This window comes from Cytophaga sp., assembly GCF_051961495.1.
GTDB lineage: Bacteria > Bacteroidota > Bacteroidia > Cytophagales > Cytophagaceae > Cytophaga.
Map to the genome: position 1 here is coordinate 1 of NZ_JBQCDF010000121.1, position 11,699 is coordinate 11,699.

General features: G+C 37.8%; 10 protein-coding genes, 1 tRNA gene and 1 pseudogene. 6 read left to right on the top strand and 6 right to left on the bottom strand.

All coding sequences use genetic code 11. The features are described 5' to 3' along the window. From ACTHJT_RS05915 to ACTHJT_RS05925, 3 genes are all read right to left on the bottom strand, one after another. Positions 1 to 1,216, bottom strand: a 1,216-nt coding sequence (locus ACTHJT_RS05915; RefSeq protein ID WP_440237078.1) for a MutS-related protein, incomplete at its 3' end; no start/stop codon positions are given. A 129-nt stretch (positions 1,217 to 1,345) separates the two neighbouring features. Further along, a complete protein-coding gene (locus ACTHJT_RS05920; RefSeq protein WP_440237079.1) occupies positions 1,346 to 2,413 on the bottom strand; it encodes a sensor histidine kinase in 1,068 nt (355 codons plus the stop codon). Beyond that, positions 2,410 to 3,051 (bottom strand): hypothetical protein, encoded by a 642-nt coding sequence (locus ACTHJT_RS05925; RefSeq protein ID WP_440237080.1) that lies wholly within the window; start codon positions 3,049 to 3,051, stop codon positions 2,410 to 2,412. Before ACTHJT_RS05925 ends, ACTHJT_RS05920 begins: the two co-directional genes overlap by 4 nt. Positions 3,052 to 3,417: 366 nt before the next feature. Between ACTHJT_RS05925 and sucC the strand changes: the two genes are divergently transcribed. The 3 genes from sucC (at position 3,418) to ACTHJT_RS05940 (ending at position 5,551) form a co-directional block, all read left to right on the top strand. Continuing rightward, positions 3,418 to 4,629: an ADP-forming succinate--CoA ligase subunit beta gene (sucC, locus tag ACTHJT_RS05930; RefSeq protein WP_440237081.1), complete on the top strand. Its 1,212-nt coding sequence runs from the start codon at positions 3,418 to 3,420 to the stop codon at positions 4,627 to 4,629. 268 nt (positions 4,630 to 4,897) lie between these two features. Further along, positions 4,898 to 5,353, top strand: coding sequence for a Smr/MutS family protein (locus tag ACTHJT_RS05935; RefSeq protein ID WP_440237082.1), 456 nt, complete (start codon positions 4,898 to 4,900; stop codon positions 5,351 to 5,353). A gap of 126 nt (positions 5,354 to 5,479) precedes the next feature. Continuing rightward, positions 5,480 to 5,551, top strand: a tRNA-Arg gene (locus ACTHJT_RS05940). Between the two features lie 25 nt (positions 5,552 to 5,576). Here ACTHJT_RS05940 and ACTHJT_RS05945 read toward each other — a convergent pair. Continuing rightward, the gene (locus ACTHJT_RS05945) at positions 5,577 to 6,716 is read right to left on the bottom strand and encodes an AI-2E family transporter (RefSeq protein WP_440237083.1); all 1,140 of its coding nucleotides are present in this window, start codon (positions 6,714 to 6,716) and stop codon (positions 5,577 to 5,579) included. Between the two features lie 173 nt (positions 6,717 to 6,889). Beyond that, a complete protein-coding gene (locus ACTHJT_RS05950) occupies positions 6,890 to 7,375 on the bottom strand; it encodes a hypothetical protein (RefSeq protein WP_440237084.1) in 486 nt (161 codons plus the stop codon). Positions 7,376 to 7,535: 160 nt separating this feature from the next. On the opposite strand from ACTHJT_RS05950, the gene ACTHJT_RS05955 reads away from it, so the two are divergent. From ACTHJT_RS05955 to ACTHJT_RS05965, 3 genes are read left to right on the top strand one after another with little or no spacing between them, the layout of a single operon-like run. After that, on the top strand, positions 7,536 to 8,561 hold the full coding sequence (locus tag ACTHJT_RS05955; protein ID WP_440237085.1) for a catalase family protein: 1,026 nt from the start codon (positions 7,536 to 7,538) through the stop codon (positions 8,559 to 8,561). A 39-nt stretch (positions 8,562 to 8,600) separates the two neighbouring features. Further along, positions 8,601 to 9,914, top strand: coding sequence for a hypothetical protein (locus ACTHJT_RS05960; RefSeq protein ID WP_440237086.1), 1,314 nt, complete (start codon positions 8,601 to 8,603; stop codon positions 9,912 to 9,914). Positions 9,915 to 9,934: 20 nt separating this feature from the next. After that, positions 9,935 to 11,401 (top strand): Dyp-type peroxidase, encoded by a 1,467-nt coding sequence (locus ACTHJT_RS05965; RefSeq protein WP_440237087.1) that lies wholly within the window; start codon positions 9,935 to 9,937, stop codon positions 11,399 to 11,401. Between the two features lie 84 nt (positions 11,402 to 11,485). On the opposite strand, the pseudogene ACTHJT_RS05970 reads toward ACTHJT_RS05965, so the two are convergent. After that, positions 11,486 to 11,699 (bottom strand): annotated as a pseudogene (locus ACTHJT_RS05970) (ubiquinone-dependent pyruvate dehydrogenase); the annotation flags it as partial.

Genomic DNA, 11,699 nt, shown 5'->3' on the forward strand with positions numbered 1-11,699 from the left:
CTCTTTTCTTCGCTTCAATCAAAGGATGTCCTGTATCCTGCAATTGAATAGTATAATTTGAATTGAGTACCGGATACGTAAAATCAGGATTATTGAAAGCAAAATTTGCATAGCTGTTCAGCATTTCTATTTCCCCGATCACAGTTGTCCATTTCGCTACTTTATGGGCATGCAAGGTTTTCCATTGCAGCAAAGCATGCAGGCTATGAATGTGATACAGAAAAAATCCATTCATCAATAATGAGCCTACCGCATTCTGAATCGTTTGCACACGGGCAAAAAGACCTGCCAGTATATCCAGTTCCTTCCCTGCCTGGATACCATTATCCATAAGCTTTTCCTTGAGTGCCTGCAGATATTCCGACTGAAAATTTTCCTGTTCAATATGCTTTACTATCAGGCTGTATTGATGCATCAAAGATTCTATTTTATCAGCCTCAACAATTTCCTTCCTGATTGTTTTCAACTGAGAGCTAATCAGCATCAGGTGCATCAGGAAAAGTCCTTCTGCCGCCTTCAGACACCAACCGGAGTTGTCGAACAAGGATGTAATAAGCAGTATAAACAAAACTACCGGTGATATGAATGCTAATATCCGTAAGAAAAGAGGAACATTCTTTTTCGGACCCAAAGACCAGTCTACCATGTTCGTATAAACGCTCTTACTATCATTGGCTATTTTTGCATGCGCCAGAATCTCCTGCCGCCAGGTTTTTTTCTCTGCTAATTCTTTTATAGCAGCCTGTTTCTTTTCAATCCGTTCATTAGGTAATATGCTCTGCAGAGAGCCTGCCAAATAGGCTTTTCCGATATGCGTGGCCGTTCTGTTCAGGTATTGAAAGAGACTTTTCTTTCCAAAGATATCCAGGTCAAATGTATACGGATGCGTAACATCATGATACTCGCTGCCGTCTTCAAAAGGCAGTTCACGGTGTTCTAAAAAAACAATCTCATTGGTATTGATTTCAACTAACGTCTGTTTAAATAAAATCTGTTCAGACTTTCTCCTGTGCCATTGCAATACAAAAGGAAATACAGCTGCAGCGATTAAGCCCGCAGTTAAAGCGACAACATCTCCAGAAGTAATAAAAAAGTAAAAACACAGCAATGCCACCACAACCAGCAGAAGCCGTAGCATACTGATGCGTGTATGAGCCTGTTTCAATACTTCTAACTCTGCTGCGTATTGTTCTTTTAGTATATGATATTGTTGCATGAAATAATCGTTCGGTCAATGGGTATAACTACATTATTTGAATGAAGTATACATTCTAAAATTACTCTTTTAAAAAAATAAATAACTAATTTTATTGCTTGATGAACGTAAAATATTAACAACTAACCACTAATGAACATGAATACCTGAAATATTATTAAACTTTAATTCAAAAATATTTCTAACATAGTTAATATTATCTACTTTTTTAGAATAAAATGGACTTTGATTTATGTGAATAATTAATTCAGAATGGTTTAAATTCAAAATTTTATTCACAATGTATAATCCAAGTCCATCACCATTTTTACCACCTTGCCTTGCATATACTCCAGAATAGCCTTCCCTTACAACATCATTTACTTCTGAATTTTTAATTTCCATACTTATCATATCAAATAAAATACTATAACTACCATCCACATAATTTTCAATAAATTTAATTTTCAATTGAGTATTTGGCAAAATATATTTAACAGTATTATCTATAATATGGTATAATGCAACTCTTATTGTTTCAAAATCAAATTTCAAAAACTTATCATTTTCTTCGACAGAAACATAAACGTCTAATTCTTTAAAATCTTGATAAAAAACATGTAAAACTGTTAGTATAACCTTTCTAATATTGTGAGTTTGCTTTTGTAATGTCGAAGGACCTCCATCTAATTTTTTAAATACAGTAAATTCTGCTTTCATAGCAATACTGTTCTTAGCAATTCTCAAAAAAGCATCAGCTACGGCATCGGGATCATTTAATAAATATGATTTAACTGTTTCTTTAATTGCCTTATAATCTTTGCTTAATTTCTCTTCAGGAACAATTAAATATAATTCTTGTATATTATGTGCATTAAATGATGTTATATTATGGATCAAACGTCTATTATCGACTTGGATATCGTGAACTAGTTTGCTTTTAATATTATTAATTTCAATTAATTGTTCCGAATAGACCCTCAATTTTTCTTTGAAATATCTTGGCTTGTTTATCAAATCATGATCGTATGTAAACAAATAAGCAATACCATGTTCATTAGTAAGCTTTCCATGCCTGATTTTTTTACTAGAGAAATCACATTTATCTATTAAAATATTTTGATCAACGCACAAAGAAAAATAATGCTCTTGTTCTTTTAATAAATCAGAATATATAACAACATTATCTTTATTAATAATCTTTACAAAAGTTTTCATTTATCTAGCTCTTTACTAAATCTTTCAATTAAGCTAATAAATTCATATGGCTCAGCATCTTTTGATAGAAGAAAATCTACTTTTTGGACTGCTTCATGAAAAACATTATGAAGTTGTACGGCTGAGTATATTACAACCTTTTTATTTGGGTATTTATTTTTTATGTTCATAGCAAGTCCTAACCCTTCGTCCTTACAATCCAAGAGTTTTCCTACTCCTTGAACATCAACAAAAACAATATCACTATTTCTAATACTTTCATCATTATAAGACTTCAAATCAATAATGCTCTTAGTATTAATCCACCCTTCATTAACAAGAATCTTTACAACCTTAAATTTTGTATCATCATCAATAAATAAAATTGATATCGACCTTCTTAACTTATCTATCTCTGTATCCAGGTTATTCGTTTTTTTTAATGCATCTTCAAAACTTCCAGAAAAATTTACTGTCAAATTATTTGTAGCTGTAGCTTGCGAAGTATTTTCAATAGGTACGGGAACTGGACTTTTCTTCTTATAATTCTTATATGAAATTATTATAGCAGTAATAGTTCCTAATAACGCTAGGGGATAATACCAATTAATTTTCCAAAAATCAGTTGTATCAAATTGTAAAAGTAATGTTAACACCATAAATAATAAATTAAGTTAAACAGAAAAATACTATTAATATTTTATCAAATTCCTTAAAAATAATACAATATTTAATTATTTAATATTTTTTGAATTATAATTTCACATGCAACTAAATTCAAATATCAGAAAAATACTATTAATTATATAAAATCAATTCATCTATAAGCCATGAAAATGAACATTTTAATTGCTTTAAAACAACCATATTATGATTTTTCCAAATTCTTTTGAATCCCCATTTCCCCACAAGCTCCATTAAATTAGCTATTGAATTTGAATTTAAGGGCTAAAACGAGTAGATTCGTGTGATTGACCCTTTAATCAAAAAACTATAACATAAACAATTTTATATCTCACTGAAGTATGAATATTCACGAGTATCAAGCGAAGGAAATTCTTAAGAAATACAACGTTAAGATTGGAGAAGGTATTTATGCCGATTCGCCTGAGTCTGCAGTAGAAGCAGCAAAAAAATTAAAAGAACAGACTGGAACGGAGATTTTCGTTGTTAAAGCGCAGATTCATGCTGGTGGGCGTGGAAAGGGTAAATTTGTTGGCACTGAGCACCGTGGGGTAATGATTGCCAAGTCTTATGACGAAGTAAAAGAAAAAGCTGTACAGATGTTGGGTAACACACTTGTTACAATCCAGACGGGTCCGTCAGGTAAAGTGGTTAGCCGTTTACTGGTAGCAGCTGATGTATATCAGAAAGGCGCTTCAGAGCCTAAAGAATTATATCTCTCCATGCTGCTTGACCGTGGTACTGGCCAGGATGTAATCATCGCTTCAACTGAAGGCGGTATGGACATTGAAGAAGTTGCGCACAGCACGCCGCACCTGATCACAAAAGAATTTGTTGATCCGGCAGTAGGTCTTCAAGGTTTCCAGGCCCGTAAAATTGCATTCGGCCTGAACCTTTCAGGAACTGCATTTAAAGAAATGGTAACGTTTGTAACGCGTTTGTATACTGCATACAAAGCTTCTGATGCTGCCATGATCGAAATCAACCCGGTATTAAAAACTTCGAAAGATGAAATCTTAGCGGTTGATGCTAAAATTTCTATCGACGATAACGCTTTATACCGTCACCCGGATTTAGCTGCTTACCGTGATGTTACGGAAGAAGATCCATTGGAAGTAGAAGCTGCAGAGAGTCACTTAAACTATGTAAAACTTGACGGTAACGTTGGTTGTATGGTAAATGGTGCTGGTCTTGCAATGGCTACGATGGACGTTATTAAATTAGCTGGTGGCGAGCCTGCTAACTTCCTTGATGTTGGAGGGGGTGCAAATGCGAAGACTGTTGAAGCAGGTTTCCGTATCATCTTAAAAGATCCAAATGTAAAAGCTATCCTGATCAACGTATTTGGCGGTATCGTTCGTTGCGACCGTGTTGCGAATGGTGTGGTTGAAGCGTACAAAAACATTGGTAACATCAACATTCCGATCATTGTTCGTTTACAGGGAACAAATGCAGAAGAAGGTGCTAAAATCATCAACGAATCCGGCTTGAAAGTTCGTTCTGCGGTTATCCTGAAAGATGCTGCGAAATTAGTAACTGAAGCGCTTGCGTAATAGTTAGGTCGTTTCTCTCATTAAAAGCGTCTGGTAGTGTAAACTGTCAGGCGCTTTTTGTTTGTATTAAGTGTAAAGTTTAGAGTGTAAAGTGTAGCCGTTTGGTACAAATCATTTGTTCGATAATAAATATTAAATAATAATTACAATGGAAAATATTATTTAATAAGAGACGATTACACTATACACTATACACTTTTAACTAATCCATTATTTATTTATATTACTCTTAAAATCTTACTATCAGCTTAGTTAAAGAACAAACGACATGAAAATCGGCGATCACGTACACATAGAAGGCTACGAAGGTGTAGGCGAAATCATAGCAATAAAAGGCAACAACGCGGAAGTTGCTATGGGCATACTGAAGATGAAGGTAAAACTGGAACAGCTGAGTCCTGCCGGGGATGATGAATGGGAAGAAGATGAAGTTGAGGAAACATCCTATGAAGGCGTGGATACCAAAGCTAAAATGCAAACGTTCCAGTTTGAGCTGGACGTGCGTGGGAAAATGCGTGATGAACTTATTCCCCTACTCACAACCTGGACGGATGATGCCATTTTAATCGGTGCGACGAAGGCTAAAATTGTGCATGGCCGGGGCAATGGTGTTTTACGCGACACCGTACGTTCTTTTCTAAAGAAATACAAAGAGGTTGAAAAGCTCGAGAACGAAGAAGGCGGCTGGGGTGATGGTGTAACGCTGGTAACGTTTCGGAATTAATAGTGTTGAGTGTAAAAGTGTAATCGTTTGTTATTATAGATTTATCCATCCTATACACTTTACACTCTAAACTTTACACTTTATTTGCGTTCCCACATATAATACCCTAGATTTGCAAACCAATTTGCATCCGTAGTATAATGGATAGTATATCAGATTCCGATTCTGACGATATGGGTTCGACTCCCGTCGGGTGCACGATTCAGGACTGATCATAATGTGATCAGTCCTTCTTTTTTTCAATTGATCCTTTTTTCTTCCCCGGCACCTCTTTTTTATTCAAAATTTTGCTGGCAAAGTTTTTCATGCGGTTTCGCTTGTCTCCTTCGCCGGAAGAAAACAGTATGGCGTATTTATTCCATTCTGGATTGCTTTCAACCAAAGCCTTTCCTATACCCAGGAAAGGCACGAAAAGTACCATGCCCGATACTCCCCAGATAATAGCACCAAGCATAACTGCGGAAAGGATCATGAACGGATTAATCTCCATCTTATCTCCGATCAGTTTCGGGCGCAGGATATTTTCCTGGATCATATTCGAAAAATATAAACAGATGGTAACATAAATAACTGTTGATCCAGAGTCTTTGGTGATCCAGACAAATGATAGAATTCCGATATAAGCAATCAGGTTTCCGAGATAAGGGATAATGTTTAATATAGCCAGAAACACACTGAAGAAAATAGCGGATTTAATACCAAACAATATCAGTATGATATACGTCATGATAGCCGTTACGACAGTAAGTATCAATGTTCCCCATAAATAATTTTTAACAGATGTATGGGCCTTCTGAATAAAATTCTGAATTGTCTCCAGGCTATTTCCCGAATAGTTATTCAGAAAAAAATCTTTTACGAGTCCGCGTGCATTCAACAGAAAAAAGAGAAATACAGGGGTAAGTGCAATTGTCAGCAGATTCGCCCCTACCGTGCTGAACTGCGTTGTCAGGATACCAATCCCGCTTCGGAATGCATTTGATATGTTCTCTTTAAGATTTTCCGGATGATAAAATTCTATACCCGTTTTAGATTGAATGTACAACACAGCTGATTCAAATCCTTCTTTAATTTTGTTCAATACATTGTCATTATTCTGAATAATATGAAAAGCAGATGTTATTAAAAAATACAATACAAATACCATTACAATACAGAAACATAAAGTAACAGCCATGGATACCGCTGTCCGATTCAAGCCTTTCTTTTCAAGAAAACTGCACAGCGGATATAAAAAGCAGGCAAATAAAAATCCCCACGATACAGGGATGAGCCACGCTTTTGTAAAGATCATCGCCGCAATAATGATTACAGCAATCAAAAGGTTATGTAAGAGCCGAGAAGGCGCAACATGTTCTGTCATATAAAATAGTATTTAAACAAAGTACTCATGGCACTCTATTTAATTTAGCGAAAGAAATCGGTATTTCATTATTTTGACAAAGGAAATTCCCGGCTATAATCTTAACTGCCATACATGTTCAGAATAATTAATGTTACTGAAGATGTATAAATACAAAATCAAATATAAAAAAATCAGTGCATGGCTTCCAGTTGGCGGATACATCTGAAACACCAATACAATAAGATAAAACCAAACACACCAAAGGAACAATCAATAACCTGCCAGTAAAATGGAATCTCCCGGATCGGGCCTGCAATAAGCGCCAAGGGGAATATCATTACACATGCAATCATGCCAAACTGAATAACCCAGATGTTCCGTATGGGATCTCGCAGCGGACCAATAAAGGCAACTGCAATAACCAAATGCGCAAATGCCAGCCAATCGGTTCCATAACTGATAAATGGATAAATAGCATTCGTCGCTTTAATGGCCTCATATACCTGAACCAGCCAGCCTCTGAGAAACCATGGCAATAGCGACTTATGTGCTACTGCAATCTGCAGCTGACTCTCAATTGGAAAAGCAGTAACACCGCTTAGCACCAGGCCAGCAATAAAGCTTATGATCAGTAACCGGATCTTTTTTTCAAGTTGATTCTTATTGCTTTCTCTCATCAAAAATACCATAATATCTATTAACCAAAGTTAAAAAGATAATATCTATTTCTTGACGGTTCGTAAAATTATTGCTTGTAGCGGGTGAATACTTTTGCGATTGAATACTAATTTGTATTTTACATAATCGTTTTTTTAAGTACTTTTTTACAGCTATTATATGGAAAAACAACAACCTTATGCTCCCGGTCAGGAATACATAGAACCCAATGAAGATATTCATATTGAAAAAATAATACAGGCTTTCAAAAAACAGTTACCAAAATATTATCCGACAGGACAGGTAAAAAGAATGTTCCATCCCAAAATGCACGGACTTGTTAAAGCTGTATTTAAGGTGCCGGATGACCTGGAGGCCAAGTACCAACAAGGCATTTTTCAAAAAGGCGCTGAATACCCATGCTGGATAAGGTTTTCCAATGCTAAAAAGAAACCCGCTTCAGACATCAAAAAAGACATGCGAGGCATGGCTATTAAGCTTATCGGCGTGCGGGGTGAAAAATTACTCAATGCCCACCGCAATGATGTTACGCACGACTTCCTGCTTGTTACAAGCAAGACATTACAAACACGCTCGGTGCATGATTTTCAGAAATCATTATCAGCATTAATGAGCGGGGGCTTAAAACTTTTGTGGTATGCACTCACGCACCTTTCAGTAGTTGTGCGTTCCATCAAACAAATTTCCAAATGCAGCAACTTACTCGAAACGGAATTCTTCAGCACAACTCCTTACCGGTTTGGAGACGATGAAACAAAAGCTGTAAAATATGCAGCGATCCCGCAAGACAACCAGGCAAGTTCAATGCCGGTAAAACCCACGAAGAACTTTTTAAAGAAACGTCTGATCAGTGACCTCGCCCACTCCGATTATTACTTTGATTTCATGGTCCAGTTTCAGGAAGATCCTGTCACGATGCCGATTGAGGATCCTACAGTTGCATGGACTTCTCCTTACGTTAAAGTCGCTACGATACGCATTCCCAAACAACATTTTAATTCTGCGGCGCAGGAAAGTTACGGGGAGAAACTTTCCTTTACACCATGGCATTGCACAAAAGCTCATCAACCTATCGGCGGCGTGAACAGAGCCCGCAAAGCCGTATACATCGCCTTGTCTGATTTCAGGCACAAGCTCAACGGGAAGCACGAACACGAGCCGACAGCTATGGAATTCTTCAATTAACACATTCATATCCACTTTTTATTCAACCTAATTTTACCAATGAAAAACAATGAAAGATATATCGGCCAGGGCGGTATAACTGTAATTACAGAAATTGATCCGGCCAGGGATATCCAGGAACTATACGTTCTGCTCAATCACATCGGCGATAATATTAATACTACACCTGTGATTGATTTTGCCAGCATGAAAGGGCTGCATTTTTGTCGCTGGTTCATCATTGAAGGTTTAAAGGATGTATCGGGAAATGTATTTCCCAGCAGCCTTGTGTATGCAGCCTATTATGATGGCAGCGAAGAGGAGCATTTAATGGAACTACTTGATAAATGCCGGGACAGTATTAACATGATCTACAGTTATTGCAAAGGTTTTCCTTCCGGAACTGGAACCACTGATACTTCCATTGTTCGTTATTTTAAAAAGCACATGAGTAAAAACCAATTGCTCTGGCCTGCATACAGAGGCGGAACGGTTGAGCAGATCCTTGGCGAACAAAAAGTACGCGATGCCATTCAAACTTATTTGAATCAACGCCAGGCCGCCAACAAATTAGAAGGATTAACTGATGAAGAAATCAAGGCAGGGATCATTCATTACATACAGGCAAACCCTTCTTTAAAATGGGCACTGAAACAACGGGCTCAGCCTTCCTTCGGCTGGAAGTTCATATACTATTTTAAACTGGTTACCAAGCTGCTACTCATCGTGCTTTTATTACCGGTGCTTACTGTATTTTTTATTCCGATCTGGTGGCTGCTCCTTTCCAGAATCTTTGAAAAAAGAGACGATAAGAAAAGGAAACAAATTGTACGGACCAAAACCATTACAGACCTGCTGAACAAAGAAGACCGGGTATTCATGAATCAGCTCACTATCTACGGTAGTATAAACAAACCTTATTGGTACAGGCTTACTACGCTTAAAATAGGTTTGTGGATCTTTTCATTGAATGGTACTTACCGTTCAAACAAAGGAAAACTCAGCGGTATTGAAACCATTCACTTTGCCAACTGGAGTTTATTCAATAAAGGTAAGAATGTAATGTTCCTGAGCAATTATGACGGCGCGTGGCAGGTTTACCTGAGTGAATTCATAGACCGTTCTGCTATGGCCATGAACCTTACGTTTGGTACTACAGCAAATTATCCGAAAACAAAACACCTGTTATGGGAAGGTGCTTTTGATGAACAGGCTTTCAAAACAGTTGTACGGAATAATCAATATCCTTCACAAGTATTCTATAGTACATACCCATACATTACCATGAAAAATATCCTGAACAATTCCAAGATCCGCAAAGGACTTGATGGCAGTTCAAAAGAGTCTGTTTCAGACTGGCTAAAAAGATTATAACATTTTACTCCTGTATAACTATGAATGAATCTGTAGAATTGAATGATGTGCAAGGCATCATCATCAAAGGATATGACAAATTAAAAGCAGCATCATTTTTACTGCTTGAGATTACTGATATTGCAAAATCAAAACAATGGATCTCCTCTTTACTTCCATCCATCACGCATGCCGGTATCTCTACCAAAACAATTGATTCTGCCATACAACTGGCCTTTACTTATAGCGGCGTTGCCAAAATGAATATACCTGCGGAAGGATTGACTACATTTCCGCCTGAGTTTGTTGAAGGCATGGTAACAGAGCACCGCAGCCGTATGCTGGGAGATCTCGAAGACAGTGCACCGGAAAAATGGAACTGGGGCGGAAACACCTATGATTTCGAATCCATTCATCTGCTGCTGCTGTTGTATGCAATTGATGATACAAAATTACAGCTAATATTAAACGAACAAAAAATTACGCTGGTAACTGCGGGTATAAAAATAAAATATCAATTAGATACCACAAAACTACCGAATGAAAAGGAGCACTTCGGTTTCCGCGATGGCATTGCACAACCTGTCATGCGTGGTGTTGGACATGAGAGCAAGCATGAAGCCAATCTGATCAATCCGGGAGAATTTCTTTTCGGTTATCAGAATGAATATGAAAAATACATGTTCAGTCCGACCGTAAGTCCTGAACATGACCCGCAGAATCTTTTGCAGGCAGATAAAAATAATCCGGCGTTAAAAGATGTGGGCAGAAACGGCAGTATGCTTGTATTCCGTCAGCTGGAACAAAACGTAAAAGCCTTCTGGAACATGGCTGATCAGGCAGCGAAAGAAAAAACTGCACAGCAGGATCCTACCACAGCAGAATATATCGCATCCAAAATGCTTGGTCGCTGGCCTAATGGTTCGCCACTTACAAAGTGTCCGGTGCATCCCGATCCGGCGAAAGAGACCTTCGATAACTTTGGTTATGCCGCGGATGATTATGATGGTTTTAAATGCCCGATCGGAGCACACATACGAAGAGCCAACCCACGTGATAATTTTTTGCGCGACAGTACAGGTAATAAAGAAAAAGACATTGAAAAATCGATGATGTTCATGAAGCGTTTCCGTATCCTTCGCCGCGGCAGATCCTACGGTCCTCCCCTTGTCGTATCCATGGAACCGCAAGATATAATTAACGCTGCTGAGGATCATAAAGAAAGAGGTTTGTATTTCCTTTGCTTCAACTCCAATATCGGTCGCCAGTTTGAACTGATCCAGCAGACCTGGATCAACAATCCGAAATTTGCCGGTTTGTATGAAGATCCGGATCCGATGATCGGTTATCCGGGCATTATGGGTGAAGGCGCTACTTCAACTTTCACCGAACAGGCGGTACCTGTACGTAAGCAGGTTAGAGGAATCACCCGTTTTGTAAACGTAAAAGGCGGAGCATACTTCTTTATGCCCGGACTCAAGGCGTTGAAATATTTAAGTTCAATCTGACAAAAAATAAAAAGCCGTCCCGATCCCGATCCCAATAGCTATCGGGATCGGGATCGGGGCGGCTTTATTTTAAACTGTACATCATTACAGCAAATCTTTTAAATGTCTTTTATTTGATTCAATTGTTTTCCAGACCTCATCCATCCTCCCGCTCAACATCAGTTTCGTCATAGAGGTAGCCATCCCTTTCATTTGTTCAAACGTAATCTTAGGCGGCATAGCCAGCGCATCCGCGTCGGTGATTATATTCAGTAACATAGGTCCGTTATATGAAAAAGCTTCTGTTAATGCTTCATCC

Excerpts from the sequence above, each read along its gene's own strand:
- ACTHJT_RS05955 (WP_440237085.1), top strand. The coding sequence starts at position 7,536 with ATGGAAAAACAACAACCTTATGCTCCCGGTCAGGAATACATAGAACCC.
- ACTHJT_RS05920 (WP_440237079.1), bottom strand. The coding sequence starts at position 2,413 with ATGAAAACTTTTGTAAAGATTATTAATAAAGATAATGTTGTTATATAT.
- ACTHJT_RS05925 (WP_440237080.1), bottom strand. The coding sequence starts at position 3,051 with ATGGTGTTAACATTACTTTTACAATTTGATACAACTGATTTTTGGAAA.
- ACTHJT_RS05935 (WP_440237082.1), top strand. The coding sequence starts at position 4,898 with ATGAAAATCGGCGATCACGTACACATAGAAGGCTACGAAGGTGTAGGC.
- ACTHJT_RS05945 (WP_440237083.1), bottom strand. The coding sequence starts at position 6,716 with ATGACAGAACATGTTGCGCCTTCTCGGCTCTTACATAACCTTTTGATT.
- ACTHJT_RS05965 (WP_440237087.1), top strand. The coding sequence starts at position 9,935 with ATGAATGAATCTGTAGAATTGAATGATGTGCAAGGCATCATCATCAAA.
- sucC (WP_440237081.1), top strand. The coding sequence starts at position 3,418 with ATGAATATTCACGAGTATCAAGCGAAGGAAATTCTTAAGAAATACAAC.
- ACTHJT_RS05960 (WP_440237086.1), top strand. The coding sequence starts at position 8,601 with ATGAAAAACAATGAAAGATATATCGGCCAGGGCGGTATAACTGTAATT.
- ACTHJT_RS05950 (WP_440237084.1), bottom strand. The coding sequence starts at position 7,375 with ATGAGAGAAAGCAATAAGAATCAACTTGAAAAAAAGATCCGGTTACTG.